Genomic DNA, 25,387 nt, shown 5'->3' with positions numbered 1-25,387 from the left:
CGAGGACCATGACCAGCGAGCACATTACTCGCTAACGACAGCCCCGCCCGCTTCTTCCGGACGGATCACCACGAGCAGATCCCCGTGGTCGACTTCCTCAGGTGCGTTGAGCACCACTCGCTCGATGATACCCGCGGTCGGAGCGGTGATGGATGCCTCCATCTTCATCGCCTCGATCGTGGCGACCTGATCACCCTGCGAGACCTTGGCTCCCGGTTCAATGCGTACCGTCACCACGCCCGAGAAAGGTGCTGCGACGTGTCCGAGGTTGCTCGAATCGGCCTTCTCACGGCTGACCGAGTCCACTTGCACATTGCGGTCACGCACCAGGACCGGACGCAGCTGACCATTGAGCGTGGTCATCACCGTGCGCTTACCCTCTTCGTCGGGCTTGCCGATCGCTTCGAGTGTCACGAAGATATCCACGCCCTTGGCGACCCGAACTCGCTTCTCTTCACCCTGTTCAAGACCGTAGAGGTATTCGATGGAATCGAGCACCGAAAGGTCTCCGAAGAGTTCCTTGATGTCCTCGTAGATTGCACTCGGCTGCGGGAAGAGGAAGCGGTTCAGCGTCTGCCGACGTGCCGCGGAGTCTCCGGCGAGGCCTTCCTGCTCCACAGATGTCAGTGGCTTGACTTCAATGTTCACCTGCTTACCAGCGAGTGCCTTCGTGCGGAACGGTTCCGGCCAGCCGCCCGGGAGATTTCCGAGTTCGCCACCGAGGAAGCCGATCACGGAGTCCGGAACGTCGAATCGCTCCGGATTTTCCTCGAATTCCTTCGGGTCGGCGTCGACGGCCACCAGGTGCAGCGCCAAGTCGCCAACCACCTTGGAGGACGGAGTCACCTTCGGGATCCGGCCAAGGATGCGGTCGGCCGCCTCATACATGTCTTCGATCTTCTCGAAGTGGTCCGCGAGGCCGAGTGCGATAGCCTGCTGACGCAGGTTCGAAAGCTGACCGCCTGGGATTTCGTGACGGTACACGCGCCCCGTGGGGCCCGGCAGGCCCGACTCGAATGGCCCGTAAATGTGACGCACTGCTTCCCAGTACGGCTCAAGGTCGGTCACCGCGTCAAGGTTGAGTCCCGTGTCGCGGTCGGTGCCTTCAAGAGCCGCAACCAGGGCGCTCATCGAAACCTGGCTGGTGGTGCCACTCATCGGCGCAGATGCCACGTCGACTGCGTCCACGCCAGCGCGACTTGCCTCAAGGAGCGTCGCGAGTTGACCACCCGCAGTGTCGTGCGTGTGCAGGTGCACCGGCACATCGAACCGCTCACGCAGTGCCGTAACGAGTTTGCTCGCAGCGGCGGGACGCAGCAGGCCTGCCATGTCCTTGATCGCAAGCACGTGGGCCCCCGCGTCAACGATCTGCTCGGCGAGGCGTAGGTAGTAATCGAGGGTGTACAGGTCCTCATTCGGATCGAGCAGGTTTCCGGTGTAGCACATGGCTGTTTCTGCCACGGCGGTACCGGTCTCCAGCACCGCTTCAATGGCGGGGCGCATTTGCTCAACGTCGTTGAGCGCATCGAAGATGCGGAAGATGTCTACCCCGGTTGCGGTGGCTTCCTCAACGAAGGCCTTAGTGATCTCAGTCGGCGATGGGGTGTATCCGACGGTATTGCGACCACGCAGCAGCATCTGAATCGGGACGTTGGGCAGCGTCTTCCGGAGTTTCTCGAGACGCTCCCACGGGTCTTCACCTAGGAAGCGAAGGGCTACGTCATAGGTCGCACCGCCCCAGGCTTCGACCGAGACAAGCTCTGGCAGCTTCTTCGAAACGTACGGCGCTGCCAGCACCAGGTCCTTCGTACGCACACGCGTGGCAAGGAGCGACTGGTGGGCGTCCCGGAAGGTCGTGTCGGTTACACGCAGTCGCTGATCTGCCCGAAGCGCCTTAGCCCATTCGGTGGGACCCAATTCCAACAGGGCGTCGCGTTCACCACGCGGGGTTGGCAACGACTCGACCTCTGGCAGCTTCGTCCGCGCGCGGGTGGAAGTCGGTCGCTCGCCGTTGGGCTGGTTGACGGTTACATCGGCGAGCCAGTTGAGCATCTTGGTCGCGCGGTCGCCGGGCTTGCGGTAGTGGAAGAGTTCCGGTCGTTCCTCGATGAATCCGGTCGACAGGTCACCCTTGAGGAAGTCTTCGTCATCCAGCACCGCGGTAAGGAACGGGATATTTGTGGCGATGCCCCGGACGCGGAATTCTGCCAGTGCGCGACGACCACGCTGGACGGCGGTGGCAAAGTCACGACCGTGTGCGATCAGTTTGAGCAGCAGTGAATCGAAGTACGGCAGCACCTCGGCACCGGTCGAAATCGTCCCACCGTCGATGCGGATGCCCGAGCCACCGGCCGAACGGTAGGTCGTGATCGTGCCGGAGTCGGGACGGAAATCGTGGGCCGGGTCTTCCGTGGTGATACGGCATTGGATCGCCGAACCGCGCATGGAGATTTGGTCCTGCGTAAGGTCAAGCTCGGCAAGCGATTCACCGGCAGCGACACGCATTTGCGATTGCACCAAGTCCACAGAGGTGATTTCCTCGGTGATGGTGTGCTCCACCTGGATACGCGGGTTCATTTCGATGAACACGTGCTCGCCCGCACGCTCACCAGCCGTGTCCACGAGGAATTCAACCGTGCCCGCGTTGACGTAGTCAATCGACTTGGCAAAGGCCACAGCGTCGCGGTAAAGCGCCTGAGCGAGCTCCGGGTCAAGGTTTGGCGCCGGAGCGATCTCCACGACCTTCTGGTGGCGACGCTGCACGGAGCAGTCGCGCTCGAAGAGGTGCACCACGTCGCCGTGGCTATCGGCGAGGACCTGCACCTCAATGTGTCGAGGACGAAGCACGCACTGTTCGATAAACATCGTGTCATCACCGAAGGCTGCTTTCGCTTCCTTCATGGCCGATTCGAGGGCACCGCGGAGGTCTTCCCGCGACTCGACCCGGCGCATCCCTCGACCGCCACCGCCGGCAACTGCCTTGGCGAAGACCGGGAAACCGATTTCGTCGGCCGCGGCAATGAGCTCTTCAACATCAGTCGAAGGTGCCGAGGACTTCAGTACCGGCACGCCGGCCTTGATCGCCTGTTCTTTCGCGTGGACCTTGTTTCCTGCGTTCGCAAGGACTTCGGCCGAGGGCCCAATAAAGGTGATCCCATTGTCGGCACAGGCTCGTGCCAGTTCGGCGTTCTCCGAGAGGAAGCCGTATCCAGGGTAGATCGCGTCGGCGCCGCTCTCGAGCGCTACGCGAATAATTTCATCGATATTGAGGTACGCCTGGACAGGCGAGCCCTCTGACCCAATTTCATAGGCCTCATCAGCCTTGAGGCGGTGAAGCGAGTTTCTATCTTCGAACGGGTAGACCGCAACGGTACGGGCTCCCAGTTCGACTGCGGCACGAAATCCACGGATCGCGATTTCGCCGCGGTTTGCTACAAGGATCTTCTTGAACAAACGATGCCCCCTTTGGCTGATTCACAACGGTTGCCATGAATATATCCGAAGAGGGCACAAAACCTCGCATTGAGATTTGGTGGTTAGCTACAAATGAGCTTCTTTGTTTGCTAGCTGGCGCGGTTCTTTCGGCGCGCAGCGAGCTCATCCAGCGGGTCGACCTCGTCGGTTTCGATGTCCACGAGGTTATCTTCGACTTCGCGTAGTACCTGTCCAACAAAAATGCCAAACACACCTTGTCCGCGTTGTACGAGGTCAATCACCTCATCATTTGAGGTGCACAGATACACACTCGCACCATCCGACATGAGGGTCGTCTGGGCGAGGTCGGTGATGCCGGCATCATGCAACTGCTCTACGGCGATGCGAATTTGCTGCAGCGAGATTCCTGTCTCAAGCAGTCGCTTCACGAGCTTGAGCACCAAGACGTCCCGGAAGGAATACAGCCGCTTCGAGCCCGAACCGGTCGCATCCTGGATGCTCGGCTCGACCAAGTGCGTACGTGCCCAATAGTCAAGCTGACGGTAGGTGATCCCAGCGACACGTGCAGCGACTGCGCCGCGGTACCCGAGGGTTGGATCGAGGTCGGGAAGCCCGTCGGTAAACAGCAGCTCCTGCTGAAGCCCTTCCGAGCCTCCATCGTTCTGCGCACTCATGACGTCACCTTTCTTGCCCGTCGCATTGCCTGTCATTCACGGTAGCTTCCACCGGCGACACCGCATCTAAGGCGCGCCCGCTGAATCTTCCGCCTCTCGGCGAACTAATAGGCCACACTCAGTCTAGGTGAGGCCGTGTCATACCTCGAGGGTCGAAATACAACGATGTGATGCTTTCATCAGCGCGTCCAGATTCTGGGAGCCACGCCGAAAGATTAACGTTCAAGTTGAGGTTGAGATCAAACCGTAACCTTGCGCTGCACTGCGCACGGAAAAGGCAGGCCCCGTATCTTCACTGTGACGACACGGGGCTGCTCATTATTCTTCGCTAGCGACCGTGCGCTCGCCCACGTAGGGATTGCCGCACGAGCCCCCGACGGACACGCTCGAGCGCGTCGGCGAGTTCGTCCGCTTTCGCTTCTGAGCGGGATCGATGCGTGGATTCAGGCTTGCGAGCCACGCCGCTGAGTGCCTGCTCGATGAGACCAATCTCGTGTTGCGAAGCCGTGCGGAACGGTCGCAGATGGCGCGGGCCAATGCCGCTACGTTCAAGTTCGGCCAGCGCCACGAGCAAATTCAAGTCATCTGCGTGGAAGCTATTCGTGCGCTGAATCAGGCTCGCTGCCTGCGCTTGTTCGAGCAATTCCTTTGAAGCGCCTGAGCGACGTAGGAGCTCATCGCGGCTGAGTTCCGCATCATTCGCGAGGATACTGCCGTTCGTCTTCGGTCGCGAGGCTACCGGGGTCGGCAACTCCGGACGCTCCCCACGGTCGAGCGATGCCAGGTGCTCGGCGATGACCTTGAGCGGTAAGTAATGGTCACGCTGCAGCGCCAAGATCGTGCGGATTCGTTCCACATCGGCATCCGAAAACTTGCGATACCCGGAAGTGGTTCGAGCCGGGTGAACGAGCCCCTGCTCCTCCAAGAATCGAATCTTTGAGGGAGTCAGATCAGGATGTTCGTTGGCCAGCCGCTGTAGTACTTGGCCGATGGATAGCTTTGGCAGCGCCCCGGAAGACCGCGACGCCGCAGAACCGAAACCCATTGGGCTTACTCAGTTGCCATCGGGGTTACGTTGGCGTCAAGCGGCGAAGCGTAGAACGTGAGTCGGTATTTACCGATCTGCACTTCCCCACCGTTTGCCAACTGTACCTGGTCGATGCGCTCGCCGTTGTAATAGGTACCGTTCAGCGAACCGAGATCGCGGACCTGGAAGTTACGCCCCTGACGCGTGAACTCGGCGTGGCGGCGCGAAACCGTGACGTCATCGAGGAAGATTTCCGCGTTCGGGTGTCGACCCGCAATTTGCAGGTCCGTGTCAAGCAAGAACCGGGCACCGACGTTATTCCCGCGACGCACGATGAGCAGGGCGGAGCCTGACGGCAGCGCGCCAATCGAATCCATCTCTTCTTTGGACACTCCACCGGCAATAAGCGCGGCAAGTTGCGCGCTAAAGTCCCCGGTGAACGACATCGTCGAAGATGTGTCCGGTTCCGGGGTGGCGCCGGCGTTGGAGCCCTGTTCGGAATCTCGCTCGTCGAACTGCGCCATGTAATCCTCCTGCTTGGTCAAGACTGTCAACCCTACCGCACCCGCGGCGATGGCAATCTCCCCAATTCTGCCCGGGCTTCCTGGGACAACTCTAAATCATCCGACCTCGGGCTACACTGCACGGCGTGAGTTTCGATGACCGCTATGACCGCGATCCACTAGCCAAGTTCCGTGCAAACAAGCGGCCCAGCAAGCCGCGCGAGGTGACAGCACGAAAGGGCATGTGGCTTGAGGATGCACCGACACAGTTCTATGGCCAGTTAGTTGCAGCCACCCGCGAGACGGTCACGCTACGTGATGCTGACGGTTCGACAAGGGCCTTTCCGCGCCACGGCACGTTTATGGATGACGAAGGTGCAGTGACGCTGGTTTTCCGCTCGTCCGCTCCGGCTGCGCGTGCGCGCAGCGCCTCCGGGTCCTTCCTCGTTAAGGATGCACCGGCTCGAGTCGCGCGCGCCGGTCGCATCTTTGTTGAGGGTAGGCACGACGCAGAGCTCGTCGAAAAGGTGTGGGGGCACGACCTGCGGGTCGAGGGTGTCGTCGTTGAGTACCTGGAAGGTGCTGATCACCTGGATGCGGTGCTGAGTGAGTTTGGCCCCACATCCACGCGTCGTGTCGGAGTGCTGCTCGACCACCTCGTGGCGGGATCCAAGGAAACCCGAATCGCACAGGGTATTACCCAACAGTTCGGTGCCGATGCGGTGCTCGTCGTTGGGCACCCCTATGTCGATGTGTGGCAAGCGGTGCGCCCGCAACGACTCGGTCGCGAGGCGTGGCCGGTCATCCCCAGAGGGCAGTCGTGGAAACACGGAATCTGTGCTGCGCTCGGTCTCCCCCACGAAGACCAAGCTGATATCGCCCGTGCCTGGCGACTCATTCTTGATCGTGTCCGCGATTGGAAGGATCTAGAGCCCTCGGTAATTGGTCGCGTGGAGGAACTCATTGACTTCGTTACGGCCCCGGGATCCTGACGTACGCATCCAGTCGATTGAATAAACCCGGCCATTAGCGGGGAGGCTGGCACACCGCTCACCGTAGGCTTGCTGACATGTCTGTTCGTGTCTCCTATGCGCTTCGAATCATCCTCCCGGCAATCTGGATTGGCATGATTATTGCGATCGATCTCATTGAAGCCCCGCTGAAGTTCCAGGCCCCCGGCATCACAATTCCGCTCGGTTTGGGTATCGGCCGACTCGTGTTTCTCGCCATGAACATCGTGGAACTTGTACTCGCGGTCCTCATGGCGATATCCCTCTGGAAACCGCGGGCGGATCGGCGAACCTGGTCGCTCTACGGTGCGCTGGTCGTGATGTTTGCGGTCAAGATGACCATCATTCGACCGCTGTTGGCTCAGCACACCAACGCCGTGCTCGCCGGCACCTCCGAAGGTGGGTCGACCACCCACTATTTCTACATTGCGGCGGATGCGGTCATCGCGTTCTTGCTTGTCTGGATGCTGGTATCGCAGGTCAAACGAATCATTCCAAAAGTTGCGGTGGCAGCGACCGCCGAGCCGATTTCCTAGGGCCCCTCACTCGCCACAGCGATCGATGTCGCCGGGTACGGATACCCTGCGAACATGAAGATTTTGCACACTTCGGACTGGCATATCGGTCGCACCTTCTTCGGTGAACAGGTGAACGAGCACCTCCGTGAGGTACTCGACACGCTCGTCGAGATCGTGCGTGACAACGAGGTGGATGTGGTTGTCGTCGCTGGCGACGTATTCGACTCCACCATGCCAGCGGCAAGTGCCTATGATCTGCTCACTGATGTGCTGATCGAACTGCACGGTACCGGCGCCCAGGTCATTTTGACCAGTGGAAATCATGATTCCGCCGCACGCTTGCGCTTTCAATCTCGCTGGGCGCAGGCTTCAGGTATTCATGTGATCGCGAGGCCCGAACTCGCGTTTGAGTCAGTTGCGCTCAGTGATGAGTTCGGGCCGGTCACCTTCTACGGTGTGCCCTATCTCGAACCCGTCCTAGTCCGGCATCTGGACGGTGCTCCGCAGTCACGGGCACAGGCCGCAGTGATGCGTTGGGCAACCGACCTTGCGCGAGAGCATCTTGCTGCAAACCCAACCCGTTCAGTGTTGATTGGGCACTGCTTTGCTGCGGGCGTACCCGAAGAAGCCAACGCCAAAGACATCGAACGAGACTTGACCGCGGGTGGGCTCGACGTGGTGCCGCTCGACACCCTTGAGGGCTTCGACTATGTGGCGCTCGGTCACATTCACACTCGTGCGCAGCTACGGCCACAGATTCGCTATTCCGGCGCGCCGCTGCACTATTCCTTCTCAGAGGCCGGGGCCGTGCGCGGCGCGTGGCTGATTGAGCTGGATGCACAGGGCTTCGCGGGCGCACAGTGGCTTGATCTCCCGGTCCCCCGGCCACTATCTCGACTGCACGGCACGCTGTCGGAGCTCTTGCACGATGAGTCGTTCTCGCCATATCGCGACAATTGGGTTGCGGCCGCCCTCACTGACCAAGCCCGCCCGCTCGATGCGATGGCACGGCTTCGGACTCGGTTCCCGCACGCGGTCCATGTCGAGCACACACCCGAGGTACGGGTGGACCGCGATGAACAGACGTATCAAGCCAAACTCGCGGCCGCGATTACCGATGAACAGCGGGTTGAACGTTTTCTGGAACACACCCGCAACGGAGTAGGAGCCTCGGATATCGAACGGGACATCTTGGCGGAAGTGTTCGCCCAATTCAATGCACAGGAGGCGAATCGATGAAAATCCTCAAGGTGGACCTCCAGGGTTTCGGTCCCTTCCGGCGTCCGCAGAGTATTGATTTCACTCGTTTTGCCGAAGAAGGACTGTTCCTGATCGGTGGGAAAACCGGTGCGGGAAAGTCCAGCATCCTTGATGCCATCACCTTTGCGCTCTACGGGCAGACACCGAGATTTGAGGGAGCTGCGCGAGGAGTGCGCAGCAATTTCGCCGACCTTACCGAAGAGTCGAGTGTGTCCTTGGAGTTCGAACACGGCGGCAAGCGGTATCGGGTCACTCGCTCACCCGAATATGAGGCGGCAAAAAAGCGCGGCACTGGGACAACCACCCGCAAATCGGAAGCGTTTCTCGAGCAGTGGCAAGCTGACCAATGGCGTGGCACAGCCGATTCACCCAGGGTGGTTGACGAGAAGCTGCGGGAAATCTTCCCGTTGAGCGCCACGGAGTTCTTGCAAGTGGTCATGCTCGCGCAAAACCAGTTTCAAAAATTCTTGCAAGCGGAGTCTAAAGACCGACAGCATCTTCTGCGAAAGCTCTTCCGTACGGAGCGCTACAAAACAGTCTCAGATCTACTCGCCGAGCGCGCCAAAGAATCCGGGCAAAAACTAGCGCGACTCCAAGACAAGCTCGCGGAAGACGCAGAGCGTCTCGAGCGCCGTCGTCACGATCTCGCCCCCGATCAGGTCGAGATCGCAGAAACAGAACCACAGCAGGTCTCCGAAGCGTGGCTCCAGGCTTGTGTCCAATTAGCCAAGGAACACCACCATCGGTCTGAAGCTGCACGCCATCAAGCTGCGGCAACACGCACCGAAGCTGCAGCCCACCTCCAACGCGCCTCGGAGTTACGCAACCGCCAAGAGCGACGCGATAAGGCACAAGCAAGTCGGCGGACTCTGCTTGCGGACCAAGACCGGATGCAGCAAGAGGTAATCAACCGACTGGAGATTGATGCCCAGGCGGCCCCGCTGGTCCCAGTGATTAAGGCAACGCAGCGTGCCGTGGAACAGCTGACGGCGGCAACCGAGTCCTACGACAAGGCGCGCCAACGGCTTACGGAAGAACTCCAGGTCGAGGCCAATGCCGATCGGCCCGCAATGCTCGATGCTGCGGCAAACGTTTCCGATATTCGCCGAGTCGCTCGCACACTGACCGAAGAAATGGGTTCGCTGCGAGAAAATGAGGCCATCGAAACCTTGATCTCGAAGAAAGCCAAGGACGTAGCGGAAGCACGCGAGGCGACAACGCGTGCCCAAGGAGATCTTGACGCCTTACAGCAACAAATTGCTGTACGACCGGCAATCCGTGAAGAGCGAGTCGCCGCGCTTTCCACCGCTACGGAGGCGGCAGCCGGTATAGCTGCGGCGACAGAAGCCCTCGCGAAGGCCACCGAACAGTTACAGGCGGTGAAGGCGCTCCCTGCAGCTGAACAAAACGTTACCGACGCAGCCCAGGAGCTCGAACGCGCCTTGGCGGCAGCTACTGCCGCCACCGATGCCGAACGGGAACTCATTAATCGCCGCTGGCTCGGCGCAGCAAGCTACCTCGCTGGAGAACTCGTCGATGGTGAACCCTGCTCGGTCTGCGGAGCAACAGAGCACCCCGATCCCGCCCGGAGCGAAGTGGCAGAAGTCTCGGACGAAGAGCTGCAAGCTGCTGAACGGGCGGTCAAACAAGCCCAAGTCACCGCCGAAACCCATCGGAACAAGCGTGGGGCCGCGTCCCAAGAGGCAGAACGCATCCGGACCCTGGCGGCAGGCCTCGACCTCGAGAACGCCGAAGCAAGACATACCGCAGCAAAGGAAACGCTTGCGGCAGCGCAGGCTGCCGAAAAGCGCATAGCAACGCTGCAGTCGGAATTGTCCACACTCGACGCAGCAGCCGCTTCCGACGATGCACGCCTGGTGTCGCTCAATTCCACCCGTGACGAAGCTCGCTCGCAGCTTGCGACCTTGGAAGCGCAATTGCGTGACTTGCGCACGCGGGCAGAGGCTCTACGCGGCAAATTTGCCTCCGTGAAAGAACGATTAGCTCGGACTCGCGCCATGGAGACTGCCTGCCAATACGTCGTTAGCGCCGCGGAGATCCTCGAACGGGCTGAGCAGCAATTGGCGCAGGAGCGTGCCCAACTGGCGACCGCACTTGCGGACAGCCCATTCGAAACTTCGGAAGCGGCCGCGAAGGCCCGCCTCACCGAGGCAACTCGCAAACTCCTCGAGACAGAACGCGAAACGCACGCGAAGAATCTGCACGTCGCCGAGCAAACGCTCGCCGAACCGGAGTTGAAAGATCTCCCCGAAGAAGCGATCGAACTCGAGTCGCCGACACGTTCTGATCGGGAAGCGCAAGTGCAACTCGATGCTGCAAACCAAGCGCTGGGCGCTGCCGAAACCCTGCTCCAGGAAATACGAACCACGGTGAAATCAGCTACTGCCACGCTCAACGAAATTGCCGCGATGGGGGCCCGTGCCGCCGCGGAGCGTGAACTCGCCAACGCCCTCAACGGACAAAACGAACGAAAGCAGAACCTGGAAGCGTTTATCCTAGCTGCCTATCTCGAAGAAGTTCTCGCTGCCGCGAACGCCCGGCTCGGCAGCATTACCGCGAATCGCTATGAGCTGGAGCTCGACGATGATCTGGCAAGCCGGGGCCGGCAGTCAGGCCTCGGTCTCAAAATCTTCGACGTCTACAACGGGAAGACACGCGCGCCGAATTCACTCTCAGGCGGTGAAACCTTCCTCGTATCGCTTGCGCTCGCGCTCGGCCTCGCAGACGTGGTCTCCGCACAGGCTGGCGGCATTGCCCTCGACACGCTCTTCGTTGATGAGGGCTTCGGCTCACTTGACAGCGACACCCTCGAAGTCGCGATGCGCACCCTCGACCAGCTTCGCGAAGGAGGGCGAATGATCGGCGTGATCAGTCACGTCACTTCAATGCAGGAGCGCATCCCGGCACACCTCAATGTGCTCGTGAGCGCCGATGGTTCCAGCGACATCAGTACTGATGTATTGGCAGAACCGATCTTGCGCCGTTAACCCGATTACACGAGTCCGAGATCATCGAGGAACTCGCGCACGTCGAGGATTTCTTCGTGAGATACCGCGTGCGCGAGCCCCTGGTAAACCTTCACGGTGGCATCCGTGTATTCCCTCACCCAGCGCTCGGTGGTATCGAAACGCTCCTCATCAATCAGCGGATCGGCAGTGCCTCTGCCAAAAAATACCTTGGGGCGCTTCTCGCGCAGCCGCGCATCGCTCTCGCGCGGTTCCGGGTCAACAAACCCCGAAAGAATCACTCCAGCATTGATGGCAATGCGCCCCGAACGCAAGAGCTCCGTGACCATCAGCCCACCCTGTGAAAAGCCGATCGGAACGATAGGTTGACCACTGGTGTGCGCCTCAATGAACTCCTCCAGCCCAGCGAGGGACGCGTCAATGGCACCGCGATCATAGGGACCACCTTCGGACAGCGGGAACCAAGCCGCGCCACCGCTTACCAGCGGATAAGGAGCACGAACCGAAATCCAGTCCCAGCCCTCCCCCAGATTTTCGGCGAGCGAGGGCAAGTCGCGCTCATTGGAGCCAAAGCCGTGGATGAACAGCAAGAGCGGTCGCCCATCCGGACCGGATTCTCGGGGCCCGACAGCAGCTGGGATGGGTGCAGGGGTAATCGCGCTAGTCATGATGCAAAGTCTGCCGGATCCGCGCTGAAGGCACCCGGCATGTCGCTAGCCTTGCCCGAAACACATCCGCCAACACGAAAAAGGCATCGGCCGTGGGACCCTTGCATGGTTCCCACGGCCGATGCCTACTCTTGAGGAGTTAGCGCGTAGTGGTTAGTGCCTACTCGCCGTTTTCAGTCTTCCCGCGCAGCGCGTCTCCGAGCGCCGAGCCGGTGCGTTCGCCCTGGATGCTCGACTGGATGATCGCACCCAAGTCGATACCGGTGGCGGACTGGACAGCGTCGAAGGGCGCCTTGAGGGTTGCGGCGGACTGAGCAGCCTGGTGCTCTGCCGCGCCCTCGGTGGAGATCACCGTGTAGCCACCGATCGCCGTCTGTGCCTTCGAGAATTCGGCAACCATCGGGACCAACTGGTCGATGAGTTTCTGCGTGATGAGCACCTGCTCGTGCTTCTCGATCGCCTCACCAATCGCGAGCTGCGACGCTGCTTCAGCCTCACCGGCCTGGCGAATCGCCAGTGCCTCGGCCTCAGCCTGAACGCGACGTGCGTGCGCTTCCGCATCGGCTTCGGCGCGGCGAGCGGCTGCCTCAGCTTCCGCGGCGGTCGTGCGTGCGCTTGCGTCCGCACGTGCGGAGGTGGTGCGAGCGTGTGCATCCGCTTCCGCAACCTGCTTACGGGTGTCTGCTTCCTTGGCCTGCTCGTAGGCGCGCGCGTCAGCCTTTCGCTGCTGCTCGTAGAGGTTCGCGTCCGCGACCTTCTTCACTTCCGCATCCAGCTGCGATTGCTTGTTGTTCGCTTCCTGTTCGAGCACTGCCTGCTGCAGTTCGGCGCGACGAAGCGCCTCTGCCTGCTCTGCTTCGGCGTTCGCGCGACCAACGCGTGCCTTGGAGTCCGCCTCGGATTCCTGGAACTGCGTGCGCTCGACGAGAGTCTCAGCGTTGGTTTCAATCTGGCGCTTGGCCACGGCACGCTCGGCATCGATACGGGCGGTGTCGGCCTCGCGATGCACGCGCTGCAGTTCCTGCGCACCAAGGGCCTCAATGTAGCCGCCCTGGTCAGTAATGCCCAGAATCTGGAAGGAGTCAAGCACGAGCCCCTGGCGCTCGAGGTCTCCTTCGATGCCCTCGGCGATCTGCTCGGCAAGCGCCTTGCGGTCCTTCATCAGCGTCTCAACGGTCAGCGTTGCAACCACACCACGCAGCGCACCCTCGAGTACCTCGGTCGTGAATGCCTCGATCGCGCGGTCCTGTGAGAGGAATCGCTCGGCAGCCCGACGGATATAGTCCGGGTTGGACCCGATCTTCACGAGCGCAATGCCCTCGACGTCGACGGTCACACCATTAGCCGCCTGTGCGGTTGGCTTGATTTCGATCGACCGCGAGCGCAGCGAGAGCTTGGAGGAGCGCTGGGTGAAGGGGTTGACGAAGAGACCACCACCCGAAACGACATCGATCTTGGACGACTCGGCACCGCGTTTTGCTTTCCCGGTAATGACCAGCGCCTCATCGGCTGCGGCGGTGCGGTACCAGGTGCGGGTGATGATCGCGAAAATAATGGCGAGCACCACCAGAATGACAAGGACTACGACTACGCCCACTATGAGCAGTGGCGTGGCGAAGAAATCCATAGGGCTTGGGCCTTTCGGTAAGTGTCGGCGGGTCCGACGCTTTTCGTTCTTTAGTATTCCTTGCCGCACTGCCCTCGGGCATCCAACACTGGTTGCATCCGCAATGAACCGTTCGGGTGCCAAGGACGCCTGCCGGTAACCTGTGGCAGACATGTTCAATCTGGATTCGATCTCGCAGGGTTTGCCCGCGGCCTCGCTCATTACGCCACTTGAAGTGGCGCTCTCGCAGCGGGGTCGTGCCGTGGTGGAAGCTCCGCCTGGCTCCGGCAAGACGACAGTGGTACCGCCGGTGGTTGCCAATGCCTGCGGGCGCGTGATTGTCACGCAGCCCCGTCGTATTGCGGCGCGGGCGGCCGCAGCACGGGTCGCTTCGCTCACTGGCACGCCCCTTGGGCAGACTGTCGGGTATTCGGTTCGTGGGGATAGTCGCACCAGTGCCGCGACCAAGATTGAGTTTGTTACGGCCGGTTTACTGTTGCGGCGGTTGCTTGCGTCCCCGGAGCTTCCCGGTGTGGCTGCGGTGGTGCTCGATGAGGTGCACGAGCGGGATCTGGACGCGGACCTCACCTTCGCGATGCTCTGTGAACTGGCCGAGTTGCGGGAGGACCTACGATTGGTGGCAATGTCGGCCACGTTGGATGCGCAGCGGTGGGCGGAGTTGCTCGGCGATAGCGTTCCGATTGTGCGCACCGGTGCCGAGCCCCATCCGCTGGAGATCCGGTATCAGCCCGCACAGGGGCCGCGGCTTGATCAGCGCGGGGTGAGCCGGGATTTTCTTGGGCACATTGTGCAGACCACTGCTTCGGCGCTGCGGGAGATGGAGTCCGGCTCGGCGCTGGCTTTTCTGCCGGGAAGTTGGGAGGTCGAGCAAGTGGTGCGGGGCCTGCGGGATCTCGGGATCTCGGCGCTGCCGTTGACCGGTTCCCTATCTCCTGCCGAACAGGATGCGGCGCTCACCCCGGGTGCGCAGCGTGTGATTGTGGCTACCTCGGTGGCGGAATCTTCGCTGACAGTGCCGGATGTCCGGGTGGTGGTGGATTCCGGGCTCGCCCGAGTACCGCGCTTGGATGTGGAGCGAAACATTTCGGGGCTTGTCACGGTGCCGGTTGCTCGCGCTTCTGGTGATCAGCGGGCAGGGCGTGCGGCTCGCATGGGGCCGGGCATCGCGATTCGCTGTGTGGCGGAACACGAATGGGCAATGTTTCCGGCGCACACCAGGCCCGAGATTCTCAGTGCCGATCTCACGAGTGCCGCGCTCACCCTCGCGGTCTGGGGTGCTCCCGGCGGTGTCGGTATGGCCTTACCGGATGCGCCCGATCCGCTCGCACTCCAGCGTGCGCACGAGACGTTGGCGGCGATCGGTGCCCTTGAGTGCGAGGCAGACCGGGTCACTGTCACGGCGCGTGGGAAGCAGATTGCACGCATCCCCACCCATCCTCGAATGGCACGGGCGCTGATCGATGCGAGTGAGATACTCGGCGGTGAGCGGGCAGCCCAGCTCGTTGCCGCGGTCGAATCGGACCAGCGTGCTCCGGGTGGGGATCTAGCGGCACTCTTGCGTGACCTTCGCCGTGGCGGCTCCCCCGCGTCACGTCGCTGGCGGCAGGATGCGAAACGCCTGGATCAACTTGCGCCCTCCGCAGCCCGACCGGATTCGGAAGAGCGGCTGTCTGATGATGAGGCGCTTGCGCTCGTAGTGGGCTTGGCCTATCCGGAGCGGCTCGCGCGCCGACGCGGGGACGAGTATCTGCTCGCGAGTGGGACCGGCGCGAGGTTACTTCGCCACAGCGCGTTGTCGGACCAGGAGTGGTTGGCGGTCGCGGACCTGGGACGCACTTCGCAGGGCACCGTGATCCGCGCGGCTGTGCCGGTGTCCATGGACACGGCAATACTCGCCGCTGGCAGCCTCTTGCGTGAAGAAGTGGAAACCCGCTGGCAGCAGGATCGACTCGTGGGCCGCAGGGTTCGGGCACTCGGTGCGATTGAACTCTCCGCGGTTGCGGTGGCACCGGATGCGGCGCAGGCACGTACCGCCGTGGTCGCGATGCTCCACGAACGCGGTCTTGGTGCCTTTAAGTGGTCACCCGAAGCGGTCCAATTGCGTGCCCGGCTGGGACTGCTACACCGCACGCTCGGCGCGCCGTGGCCGGACGTCTCAGAAGCGGCACTCCTCGCTCTGCTGGACGAGTGGCTGGGCCCCGAGCTGGATGCGCTGGCGACAGGCGCTCGGTTTGATCGCATCCACCTTGTGGAACCCTTGCGGCGCCTGATGCCGTGGCCCGAAGCCAGCAAATTCGATGAGCTCGCGCCGGAACGGCTGGAAGTACCGAGCGGGTCAAGTATCCGCGTCGATTACCCGGCAGTCGATGATCCGGACGCACCACCGGTGTTGGCCGTGAAACTGCAGGAGTGCTTTGGTTGGCTGGCCACTCCGAGACTCGTGGCTGGCCGAGTACCGGTGCTGCTGCATTTGCTCTCACCGGCGCAGCGGCCGCTCGCCGTCACCGATGATCTGGCGTCCTTCTGGGCGAATGCGTACACGCAGGTTCGTGCCGAAATGCGCGGTCGCTACCCGAAGCATCCGTGGCCCGAAGACCCCCTTACCGCAGCGCCGAAACGAGGCACGAAGAAGTCTGCAAGATAGCAGGCAGTTGCTCGCGTTCATCAGCGTTTTCTTACAATGGCGCGCATTGATTGAGTTCCAATGATCGATATGTAATATGCGGGAATGAGCATCGATATTCCTACCGCAGAAGAATTCGCCAGCCTCACGAAGCACCGCAATGTTGCGAGCGTTTCGATTTACGTCAGCGCTGCCGCGAGCGGCGATGGTTCCGCCGTTGTCCACGACACCGAAGCCGTGCGCCTCTCCCTTCGATCGGCCACCGGTGAGGCACTGAACGATCTTGCCAAGATTGACGTACCAAAAGCGGACCGTGATGCGATCGCCGAACACGTGCGTGGGCTGGAAGCCGACCGCGACTTCTGGGCCTCGCAGGCAAGAACGGTGGCCGTGTTTGTGTCACCGGAGGGGCTCAGCGCCTTCCGGCTGATGAATCAACTCGCGCCATTGACCGCGGTCGGTGACCGCTACGACGTGGGTCCACTGGTTCGCTCCGCAAGTTTCCGCCACACCGGCTATGTGCTGGCGGTCACGGTGGGCGAAGTACGGCTCCACTTCCTCGACTCGCAAGCGAACAGTCGACCGATTGAGCTCACCACACTTCCGGCGGACGCCGCCGATGTCCTCGGTCGGGACGAAAATGGTGGTCGTGCCGACCGGCACAAGGCCGATGGCACGCTTGGCCCCAAGGTCGAGTTGCGTCGCTACTGCTCAATCGTGCAGGATGCGGTGCTCCACGAAATCGGGAATGACACCGCTCCGCTGATCCTCGCCGCCTCAGCCGAACTGGCGCCGGCATATCGACAAATCAACACGTACGGGGCGCTTGTTGAAGAGGGTATCGACGCGAACCCGGCTTCGCTGTCGAATGCGGAGCTCGAAGCGCGAGGACGCGTAATTCTTGACCGTCGCTATGCCTCACAACTCGAGACCTGGTGCGAAACCTTCGGTAATCGCAAACCGCAGCAGCGCGCCAGCGCAAACCTTGAAACCGTGGCGCAGGCCGCCACCGGTGGCCAGGTTGAGTCATTGCTCTTTGACATTGAAACTAACGACGAGGGCATCATCAATGACTTCGGTGAGGTCATCCCGGTTCCTGAGCCCGGGCCTACGACGTACCGCCTCGTTGATGAAATCGCGGCGCGAGTGCTACGCACGGGTGGCCGAGTGGTGGCGGTTCGTCGCGGCGACCTGCCGGAGGACTCCCCCGTTGCGGCAACCTTCCGTGCCACGATTAACGCATAGCGGTCCAGGAACCCGTTTCGACCGAGTAGCCTTAAGCCTATGACGCCTCAATCGAATGGCCCAGAATCAGAGGCGCACGACGCCACCCCCACGTTCGACGATCTCGGGCTAAGCGCCCCGGTCCTCGACGCAATTAAAGCGATCGGCTACGAACGGCCCTCGCCCATTCAGGCAGCGACCATCCCGACCCTCCTTGAGGGACGGGATGTTGTCGGCCTGGCCCAGACCGGTACCGGTAAGACGGCGGCGTTTGCGCTCCCGATCCTCTCCCGGATGGACCCCGGCGCCAGCGTTCCGCAAGCGCTGGTGCTCTCCCCCACTCGCGAGCTTGCCTTGCAGGTGGCCGAAGCCTTTGAAAGCTTTGCCGCCAAGATGCCTGAGGTGAGACTCCTGCCGATCTACGGCGGGCAGGCCTACGGTGGGCAGCTACACGCCCTTCGGCGCGGTGTGGATGTCGTGGTCGGTACTCCGGGCCGAATCATGGACCACCTCAAGCGCGGCACGCTCGATCTCTCGCAGTTGAAGTACCTCGTGCTCGACGAAGCCGATGAGATGCTCAAAATGGGTTTCGCGGAGGACGTTGAAACCATCCTCGCGGACACCCCGGAAAACAAGCAGGTGGCGCTCTTCTCGGCCACCATGCCGCCGCAGATTCGTCGCATCTCGCAGAAGTATCTCAATGATGCGGCCGAGATCACGGTGAAGTCGAAGACCACCACCTCTGCGAATATTTCGCAGCGCTATCTCGTGGTCGCCTACCCGCAGAAGGTGGATGCGCTCACCCGCATCTTCGAGGTCGAAGAGTTTGAAGGCATGATTGTCTTCGTTCGCACGAAGAGCGAGACCGAGCAGCTCGCGGAGAAGCTTCGCGCGCGCGGCTTCTCGGCCGGTTCTTTGAACGGTGACGTGCCACAGGCGCAGCGTGAACGTCTCGTGGACAATCTGAAGTCTGGCAAACTCGACATCCTGGTGGCCACCGACGTGGCCGCTCGAGGTCTCGATGTGGACCGCATCACCCACGTCGTGAACTTCGATATTCCTACTGACCCCGAATCCTACGTGCATCGCATCGGCCGTACCGGTCGCGCGGGCCGTACGGGTGCGGCAATCAGCTTTGTCACGCCGCGCGAGCGCCGTTTGCTCAATCACATTGAGCGCACCACCCGGCAGCCGATGGAAGAAATGCAACTTCCCTCCGCCGCGGATGTCAATGAGACCCGCCTCGCGCGCTTCGATGACGACATCACCAAAGCGCTCCAGCAAACCCAGCGCATCACCGCGTTCCGCGACATCATCGACCACTATGTGCGTCACCACGATGTCCCGGAATCAGATGTTGCCGCGGCGCTTGCCGTGGTCGCCCAGGGCGAGACGCCACTGCTCCTTGACCCGAATGAAGACGATCTCTTGAAGCGTCCGCGCTTTGATCGGGATCGCGACCGTGACCGCGGTCGCGATCGGGATGATCGCGGCCCGCGCCGACGGTCCTCCGAGGGCAAGACCGCCTACCGCATCGAAGTGGGCAAGCGCGATGGCGCCCTTCCGGGCCGCATCGTCGGCGCCATTGCGAACGAGGGTGGTTTCTCCCGCGACGACATCGGCGCGATCAACATTTACCCGAGCTTCTCGATCGTCGAACTACCCGAGAACATCGACCAGTCGGTGCTCGACAAGCTGCAGAACACCCGAGTGGGCGGTCGCCCAATCGAGATCAAGCCGGACCGCGGTGGAAAGCGCGGCGGCGGTGGCGGTGGCGGCTACCGAGGTGACCGCGGCGGTCGCGGCCACGGTGGCGGCTGGAATAACGACCGCGGCTCCCGCAAGCCCTTCAAGCGCTACTAGAGCACCCTCCACGGCATAGCGGCACACCCGCGTATCGCAAAAGGCCTCCGATCATTCGGAGGCCTTTTACGTTGCCACTCGCGATTTCATGCCCAGCGCGAGACCAACGCTATCCGCGCGTAAGGAGGCTTTCGGCAGTGGTGTTCGGCAGCGAAACGGTTACCTGGGTACCCCACGGGTCGTTGACCACGATCTCGTTGCCTTTGTCAGCGAACTGGATGCGCTGACTGCGCAGGCGTGCGGCCAGCGCATCCAGGTCTTCACGCCCGGGAACGACGATGGCCACATCGCCGAGGCCGAGTGATGCGGCACGGGGGCCGGAACCGGCGCTATTCCAAATATTCATCGCAACGTGGTGGTGGTAGCCACCAGCCGACGCAAAGAGGGCACCCGAGTAGCTCGCGAGCGTCGCTTCGAAACCGAGAGCATCCACATAGAACTGGCGGGCCGTGGCAATGTCACCAACCTGCAGGTGGACATGACCGATGATGCTCTCCTGCTTCGCAGAATTCTTCAACACATCCTCGGTCAGGTGCTCGCGGAGGTAGGCGTTCGGGTCAAGGAAAGTGGTATCCATTTTGATTTCACCCGCCGCGTTTTTCACCCACTGATCCCGCGGACGGTCCAGGTATAGCTCAATGCCATTGTTCTCTGGATCCTGGAAATAGAAGGCTTCGCTCACCAGGTGGTCGCTCGAGCCCGCAAAGCGGCTGCGCTGATCGGCGGCCGCACTGTAGACGGTTGCCGCGAGCGCGGCCGGGGTCTCGAACAAGAAGGCCGTGTGGAACAGACCCGCCGAACGCGGATTCACGCCCGGTAGCCCCTTGGTCTCCACCAGCCGCATGAGTGGGATCCCACCCCGCCCTAGGACTCGCTGCACGCCACCGCGGTTCGCCTTTTCTTCGATGGGCTCGAGTGCGAGTGCATTCTCGTAGTAGCTCGACATATTCGCGAGATCACCTACGTGGAGCGTCACCGCGGCCATCCCGGTCGCCGGGTTAATGACTCGTTCAGTGACTTGGCTTGCTTCTTCGGACTGGTTGCTCTGTGCGATGGTGGTGTCTGCCACGATGCCTCCCAAAGTTACCGCGCAACCAATTTAGTTGCTGCTACAAGTAATATCGTAGGCGCATTTACTTGCAATGACAAGTATTTATATCGGTTTCTTCACCGACTCCGTCACCTGCTGCACCGGGCGCGCATCCGCGACCATCGCATCCGAGGCCACTTTGACGATTCCCTCGAGCGGACCTCGCCCGAACAGCATCATCCAGACCGTGCACCCAAGCACGAGACCCAATACGGTCCACGCCCAGGCTGCACTGCTGTGCGGAAGGTTCCAGGGCCCCCACACCAGCACAATGATCACGAGGTGTCCCGTATAGGACGTCAGCGGCATCGAGCCAAGTGCAGCGACGGGAATCAACGGCCACCGCAGCGGCCTGGCGAGCAGCAAGCAGACTCCAATGACTGCAATGACGAGTCCGCCGGAACCAAAAATCTCCAGCGTCCCACCGGAGTGCGGATAGCTCGCAATCAGACTGTGCACAACCACTTCCCCGGGCGTTCGAAGTTCAACAGCATCCGAGTTGAACGGTCCCTCGACCGCGGCACCCTCCGCACCGTTTAAAGCAGCCGAGACTCCGTAGGCGAGGACTGAAATGCCCGCGCCGACGGACGCCAATCCGGCCGCGACGCGCCAGGAAGAAAGTGGCAGGCGACCGATTGCCAGACCCACCAACATGAGTGGCAACCACACCGCCAATGGATAAAACCCGGCAATGAGAAAATCAAAGCCCCCGCCGCCCAGGCCCGCAGCTACCAAGACCGCAGTGATCGTCGGCCCGAATACGGCGATGACGACCGCAATCGTCAACAGCGCACCGACGGAGAGCCGCAAAAAGGGCATCACCACGATGTAGAGCACGCCATAGAACGTCAGGATGACCGCCACCGGCACCGCCAACAGTTCACAGAAGATGCCGAAGAGGAAAATCATCACGCCCCGACCAAAGAGCTTTCCGCGCAGTCGCGGCATTTGCTCCCGCTCCGGAATGTTCGTGCGCCCGGTCATGATTGCCACAGAGATTCCCGCCAACACGGCAAACAGAATCGAAGAGCGCCCGTGCACAACACCCAAATACGTCTCGGGCTGCCAAATATTGACCTCGCCGAATGAAGCCATGTGCGCCCCCGCCATGCCAATGATGGCGATCGCCCGAGCGAGGTCGAGTCCCATAAAGCGCGGTGGCCGACCGAAGTCTCGAAGCCGACTCCACGGGGTCGGGCGAAGCGCCCCGGTTGGGGCGTTCGCCGCGGTTACCGCTGCCGGGTTACTCATGAGGCCAACTGTCAATCATTCTTTGGGTGCCGTGGCGGTTGCTCGCGGGGCTTCATCCGGGTAATCGGGAGTTCTGGTGCCGGGAGCGGCGCCGGCTGCCGCGGCGGAAAGCTGCCGAAGCGTCGCATCCCCCGCTCGGATGCGGTGGCATCCCCCGCCTCAAAACCCATTTCGTTCTGATATTCGCTTCGGTATTTCACAATTTCATCGTGGTCCCTCCCCACGAAGTTCCACCACATGACAATGGATTCGTTGAGCGGTTCACCACCGATCAGCAGCGCGAGGACCGGTTCTTCGCCAGCCTCGAGGCATAAGCGGGCGGTACCAGTTTCAATGACCGTGAGGTGATCGCCCGGCACATCCTGTCCGTTCAATCGCAGCTGCCCTTCCACCGGCAACAGTGCATGCTCATGGCCCACCGGAACGTCGATATCCAGCACCGTGCCCGGATCAAGCCGGAGCTCCGCACCCGATAGCGGCGCGTAGGTCTTCAGCGGTGAGACCACGCCCAGGAGCTCGCCTGCAAATACCTTGGCGCTCCAACCAGCACCAACTACGGGTTCCGGCCGGTGCTTATCGAGCGATGGTTCGACAAACCGATGCTCTTGCGGAAAGGCGTACCACAGTTGCGCGCCATGGAGCACGGTTGTTTCCTCGGTCGAAAATTCCGAGTGAGTAATGCCGTACCCGGCGTTCATAAACACCGCATCACCTGGGGTAACGGTTGCCCAATTCTCCGCCGAGTCAATGTGGTCTATGGCCCCCTCGAAGAGCCAAGAGACAGTGGCAAGCCCGGTGTGTGGATGTCTCGGCACCGCCATGCCACCGGTGCACGACACGTCGTCAGGGCCATAAAAGTCGAGAAAGCACCAGGGCCCGACCAGCGACCTCGCACGCTGCGGGAGGAGCCGCTTCACGGTCATTGCGCGCGACCCACCCAAGGGAACAAGCCGAGGCTCCAGGAAGGACACCTCCGAATCGGTCTCGATTACGCCACTGCTGAGACCTGCGGTGGTGTACGACCTGCTCTCGCACACCTGCTCAGTCGGATGACGCTCAGTGTTACTCATCGCTCACTCCTCAATACCTGCGCTGCTACCCGACAGCCCAGTGATTTGCCTCATGATCGCACCCGGAAATGATGACTCACCTGGAACGCGCCGCGGCGACGGTGAGTGCCGCAAACCCTACGGATAAACAATCCGCAACGCACTGGGCGACCCCGAAACCTCTACACTGTGAAGGCTGCACAACGCGAGGAGACCCCGTGAACGAACACGTCGCCGATAGCCATAACGTCATTCGAGTCCAGGGGGCAAGAGAAAACAATCTCAAGAATGTCTCGCTCGAGATCCCCAAGCGACGACTAACCGTATTTACCGGGGTTTCGGGTTCAGGGAAGAGCTCGCTCGTCTTCGGCACAATCGCGGCCGAGTCTCAGCGCATGATTAACGAGACCTATAGCGCCTTCCTGCAAGGGTTCATGCCTTCGCTGTCACGGCCAGAAGTTGACCGACTCGAGGGGCTCACGACCGCGATCATCGTGGACCAGGAGCGGCTCGGCGCGAACCCACGCTCCACGCTGGGAACTGCAACGGACGCGAATGCCCTCTTGCGCATCCTGTTTAGCAGCCTGGGAACGCCGCATATCGGCGGACCGCAGGCCTATGCGTTCAATGTTCCTTCGGCCAGCGGCAGCGGTGCCGTGACCGTACAAAAGGGCAACAAGATTGCCGAGAAAGCGACCTTTCACGTTACCGGCGGGATGTGCCCGCGATGTGAAGGCATGGGCGTTGTCAACGACATCGACCTCACCGAGATTTTCGATGAGAACCTTGCCATCACCGAAGGCGCCATCAAGGTTCCCGGCTACACCGCCGACGGCTGGTACGTGAAACTGTTCGCGAACGCTGGCTTCTTTGATGCCAGCAAACCCATCAAAACCTTCAACAAGCGCCAACTCCACGACTTCCTCTACAAGGAACCGGTCAAGGTCAAAATGGAGGGCGCCAATATGACCTATGAAGGGCTCATCCCAAAGATCCAAAAGTCGATGCTGTCCAAGGACAAGGATGCGATGCAGCCGCATATTCGCCGGTTCGTCGAACGCGCGGTCACCTTCCAAACCTGCCCCGACTGTGCGGGTACGCGTCTGGCCGAAGGCGCGCGGAATTCAACGATCAATGGCGTGAGCATTGCCGATGCCTGCGCGATGCAGCTCACCGACCTTGCGGAATGGATCCGCGGCCTGGATGAACCCGCCTACGCGCCGCTACTGGAATCGCTCTCGGCCTCACTGGATGCTTTCGTAAATATCGGACTCGGTTATCTCTCACTCGATCGCCCCGCAGGGACACTCTCGGGTGGCGAGGCACAGCGCACCAAGCTCATTCGCCATCTTGGCTCCGCCCTCACCGACGTCACCTACGTATTTGATGAACCCACGATTGGGTTGCATCCTCACGATATTCAGCGAATGAATGAGCTCTTGTTGCAGCTGCGCGACAAAGGCAACACGGTACTCGTGGTGGAACACAAGCCCGAGACCATCGCGATTGCCGATCATGTCGTCGATCTTGGTCCCCTTGCGGGAACCAAGGGTGGCGAAATCACCTTTACGGGGACGGTCGCCGAGCTTCGCGAGAGCGACACCCTCACCGGGAAGCATTTCAGCTACCGTGCAATGCTGAAAGACACGGTTCGCAAACCTTCCGGGAATATCGAGATCCGCGGTGCGAACACGCACAATCTGCAGGACGTCGACGTCGATATCCCCCTGGGAGTGTTGTGTGTGGTCACTGGTGTGGCAGGCTCCGGGAAGAGTTCACTCGTGGCCGGATCAATGCCCAAAGACGAGGTCATCTACATCGATCAAAGCGCTATCCGCGGGTCTCGGCGCAGCAATCCAGCCACGTACACGGGAGTCCTCGACCCGATCCGCAAGGCTTTCGCGAAAGCAAACGGCGTGAAACCTGCGCTGTTTAGTTCCAACTCGGAGGGCGCCTGCCCAACGTGTAAGGGAATCGGCATGATCTTTACCGAGCTTGGTTTCATGGCCACCGTCTCGAGCGTTTGCGATGAGTGTGGCGGCAAGCGATTCCAGGCATCGGTGCTCGAATACAAACTCGGTGGTCTCGACATCAGCGAGGTGCTGAGCCTCTCGGTATCCGAGGCCCGCGCACTCTTCAGCCAAGGTGAGGCCAAAACTCCTGCCGCGGCGAAAGTGCTCGGCCAGCTCGAAGATGTCGGCCTCGGCTACCTCTCGCTCGGGCAACCGCTTTCGACGCTTTCGGGTGGTGAACGGCAACGCATTAAGCTCGCCACGCACCTCGGTGAGAAGGGTGGTGTGTATGTGCTCGACGAGCCCACCACGGGTCTGCACCTCGCCGACGTGGAGAATCTTCTCGCGCTGCTGGATCGACTCGTGGACGCCGGGAAGTCTGTGATCGTGATTGAGCATCACCAAGCGGTGATGGCCCATGCGGACTGGATCATCGACCTCGGTCCCGGTGCCGGCTCCGCCGGTGGCCGCGTCGTCTACGAGGGAACCCCGCGGGCGCTCGTGAGCAATCTCAGCACGCTCACGGGCACACACTTGGCGCAATATGTGTCGAGCGCTGGCTGAGT

At 61.3% G+C, this 25,387-nt stretch carries 17 protein-coding genes; 8 read left to right on the top strand and 9 right to left on the bottom strand.

What is annotated here, in order from left to right; translation table 11 throughout:
- Window positions 1–24: 24 nt before the first annotated feature.
- The 4 genes from F8O05_RS03960 to F8O05_RS03945 all read right to left on the bottom strand — a co-directional run bounded on the left by F8O05_RS03960 (window position 25) and on the right by F8O05_RS03945 (window position 5,660).
- Complete coding sequence (locus F8O05_RS03960; protein ID WP_158051468.1) at window positions 25–3,453, bottom strand: pyruvate carboxylase; 3,429 nt, start codon at window positions 3,451–3,453, stop codon at window positions 25–27.
- Between the two features lie 110 nt (window positions 3,454–3,563).
- Window positions 3,564–4,109, bottom strand: coding sequence for a MerR family transcriptional regulator (locus F8O05_RS03955; RefSeq protein ID WP_158051467.1), 546 nt, complete (start codon window positions 4,107–4,109; stop codon window positions 3,564–3,566).
- A gap of 328 nt (window positions 4,110–4,437) precedes the next feature.
- A complete protein-coding gene (gene ftsR, locus F8O05_RS03950) occupies window positions 4,438–5,154 on the bottom strand; it encodes a transcriptional regulator FtsR (RefSeq protein WP_158051466.1) in 717 nt (238 codons plus the stop codon).
- Window positions 5,155–5,159: 5 nt separating this feature from the next.
- The gene (locus F8O05_RS03945) at window positions 5,160–5,660 is read right to left on the bottom strand and encodes an FHA domain-containing protein (RefSeq protein WP_158051741.1); all 501 of its coding nucleotides are present in this window, start codon (window positions 5,658–5,660) and stop codon (window positions 5,160–5,162) included.
- A gap of 125 nt (window positions 5,661–5,785) precedes the next feature.
- Here F8O05_RS03945 and F8O05_RS03940 point away from each other — a divergent pair, with 125 nt between their 5' ends.
- The 4 genes from F8O05_RS03940 to F8O05_RS03925 all read left to right on the top strand — a co-directional run bounded on the left by F8O05_RS03940 (window position 5,786) and on the right by F8O05_RS03925 (window position 11,435).
- A complete protein-coding gene (locus F8O05_RS03940; protein ID WP_158051465.1) occupies window positions 5,786–6,631 on the top strand; it encodes a DUF3097 family protein in 846 nt (281 codons plus the stop codon).
- A gap of 77 nt (window positions 6,632–6,708) precedes the next feature.
- A complete protein-coding gene (locus F8O05_RS03935) occupies window positions 6,709–7,185 on the top strand; it encodes a hypothetical protein (protein WP_158051464.1) in 477 nt (158 codons plus the stop codon).
- 54 nt (window positions 7,186–7,239) lie between these two features.
- The gene (locus F8O05_RS03930) at window positions 7,240–8,406 is read left to right on the top strand and encodes an exonuclease SbcCD subunit D (protein WP_158051463.1); all 1,167 of its coding nucleotides are present in this window, start codon (window positions 7,240–7,242) and stop codon (window positions 8,404–8,406) included.
- A complete protein-coding gene (locus tag F8O05_RS03925; RefSeq protein ID WP_158051462.1) occupies window positions 8,403–11,435 on the top strand; it encodes an AAA family ATPase in 3,033 nt (1,010 codons plus the stop codon). The genes F8O05_RS03930 and F8O05_RS03925 overlap by 4 nt, the downstream gene beginning before the upstream one ends.
- Window positions 11,436–11,440: 5 nt before the next feature.
- Here F8O05_RS03925 and F8O05_RS03920 read toward each other — a convergent pair whose 3' ends face one another.
- Both F8O05_RS03920 and F8O05_RS03915 read right to left on the bottom strand, forming a co-directional pair.
- Complete coding sequence (locus tag F8O05_RS03920; protein WP_158051461.1) at window positions 11,441–12,082, bottom strand: alpha/beta hydrolase; 642 nt, start codon at window positions 12,080–12,082, stop codon at window positions 11,441–11,443.
- 160 nt (window positions 12,083–12,242) lie between these two features.
- Window positions 12,243–13,709, bottom strand: coding sequence for an SPFH domain-containing protein (locus F8O05_RS03915; RefSeq protein ID WP_158051460.1), 1,467 nt, complete (start codon window positions 13,707–13,709; stop codon window positions 12,243–12,245).
- Window positions 13,710–13,860: 151 nt separating this feature from the next.
- Here F8O05_RS03915 and hrpB point away from each other — a divergent pair, with 151 nt between their 5' ends.
- From hrpB to F8O05_RS03900, 3 genes are all read left to right on the top strand, one after another.
- Window positions 13,861–16,353: an ATP-dependent helicase HrpB gene (hrpB, locus tag F8O05_RS03910; protein WP_158051459.1), complete on the top strand. Its 2,493-nt coding sequence runs from the start codon at window positions 13,861–13,863 to the stop codon at window positions 16,351–16,353.
- 84 nt (window positions 16,354–16,437) lie between these two features.
- Entirely contained in the window at window positions 16,438–17,577 is a 1,140-nt protein-coding gene (locus F8O05_RS03905) for a baeRF11 domain-containing protein (protein WP_158051458.1), read from the top strand.
- 39 nt (window positions 17,578–17,616) lie between these two features.
- Entirely contained in the window at window positions 17,617–19,419 is a 1,803-nt protein-coding gene (locus F8O05_RS03900; protein ID WP_158051457.1) for a DEAD/DEAH box helicase, read from the top strand.
- Window positions 19,420–19,528: 109 nt separating this feature from the next.
- Here the strand turns inward: F8O05_RS03900 and F8O05_RS03895 are convergent, their stop codons facing one another.
- From F8O05_RS03895 to F8O05_RS03885, 3 genes are all read right to left on the bottom strand, one after another.
- Window positions 19,529–20,404 (bottom strand): VOC family protein, encoded by an 876-nt coding sequence (locus F8O05_RS03895; protein WP_158051740.1) that lies wholly within the window; start codon window positions 20,402–20,404, stop codon window positions 19,529–19,531.
- Window positions 20,405–20,572: 168 nt separating this feature from the next.
- Window positions 20,573–21,760, bottom strand: coding sequence for a heparan-alpha-glucosaminide N-acetyltransferase domain-containing protein (locus F8O05_RS03890; protein ID WP_158051456.1), 1,188 nt, complete (start codon window positions 21,758–21,760; stop codon window positions 20,573–20,575).
- A gap of 11 nt (window positions 21,761–21,771) precedes the next feature.
- Complete coding sequence (locus F8O05_RS03885) at window positions 21,772–22,830, bottom strand: pirin family protein (RefSeq protein WP_158051455.1); 1,059 nt, start codon at window positions 22,828–22,830, stop codon at window positions 21,772–21,774.
- A gap of 197 nt (window positions 22,831–23,027) precedes the next feature.
- Between F8O05_RS03885 and F8O05_RS03880 the strand changes: the two genes are divergently transcribed.
- Window positions 23,028–25,385 carry an ATP-binding cassette domain-containing protein gene (locus F8O05_RS03880; protein WP_225735722.1) on the top strand — a complete coding sequence of 786 codons (2,358 nt, stop codon included), beginning with the start codon at window positions 23,028–23,030 and terminating at the stop codon, window positions 25,383–25,385.
- The last annotated feature ends 2 nt before the right edge of the window (window positions 25,386–25,387 follow it).

It is taken from the genome of Gulosibacter chungangensis (genome assembly GCF_008831155.1).
Lineage (GTDB): Bacteria > Actinomycetota > Actinomycetes > Actinomycetales > Microbacteriaceae > Gulosibacter > Gulosibacter chungangensis.
Note: the sequence above shows the minus strand (reverse complement) of the source record. Positions and strands in the feature narration are given on the sequence as shown.

Bases quoted from the DNA above. Each gene is read 5' to 3' on its own strand.
- F8O05_RS03900 (WP_158051457.1), top strand. From the start codon at position 17,617: ATGACGCCTCAATCGAATGGCCCAGAATCAGAGGCGCACGACGCCACC.
- F8O05_RS03920 (WP_158051461.1), bottom strand. From the start codon at position 12,082: ATGACTAGCGCGATTACCCCTGCACCCATCCCAGCTGCTGTCGGGCCC.
- hrpB (WP_158051459.1), top strand. From the start codon at position 13,861: ATGTTCAATCTGGATTCGATCTCGCAGGGTTTGCCCGCGGCCTCGCTC.
- F8O05_RS03915 (WP_158051460.1), bottom strand. From the start codon at position 13,709: ATGGATTTCTTCGCCACGCCACTGCTCATAGTGGGCGTAGTCGTAGTC.
- F8O05_RS03935 (WP_158051464.1), top strand. From the start codon at position 6,709: ATGTCTGTTCGTGTCTCCTATGCGCTTCGAATCATCCTCCCGGCAATC.
- ftsR (WP_158051466.1), bottom strand. From the start codon at position 5,154: ATGGGTTTCGGTTCTGCGGCGTCGCGGTCTTCCGGGGCGCTGCCAAAG.
- F8O05_RS03930 (WP_158051463.1), top strand. From the start codon at position 7,240: ATGAAGATTTTGCACACTTCGGACTGGCATATCGGTCGCACCTTCTTC.
- F8O05_RS03895 (WP_158051740.1), bottom strand. From the start codon at position 20,404: ATGGCCGCGGTGACGCTCCACGTAGGTGATCTCGCGAATATGTCGAGC.
- F8O05_RS03955 (WP_158051467.1), bottom strand. From the start codon at position 4,109: ATGAGTGCGCAGAACGATGGAGGCTCGGAAGGGCTTCAGCAGGAGCTG.
- F8O05_RS03945 (WP_158051741.1), bottom strand. From the start codon at position 5,660: ATGGCGCAGTTCGACGAGCGAGATTCCGAACAGGGCTCCAACGCCGGC.
- F8O05_RS03890 (WP_158051456.1), bottom strand. From the start codon at position 21,760: ATGAGTAACCCGGCAGCGGTAACCGCGGCGAACGCCCCAACCGGGGCG.
- F8O05_RS03925 (WP_158051462.1), top strand. From the start codon at position 8,403: ATGAAAATCCTCAAGGTGGACCTCCAGGGTTTCGGTCCCTTCCGGCGT.
- F8O05_RS03905 (WP_158051458.1), top strand. From the start codon at position 16,438: ATGAGCATCGATATTCCTACCGCAGAAGAATTCGCCAGCCTCACGAAG.
- F8O05_RS03885 (WP_158051455.1), bottom strand. From the start codon at position 22,830: ATGAGTAACACTGAGCGTCATCCGACTGAGCAGGTGTGCGAGAGCAGG.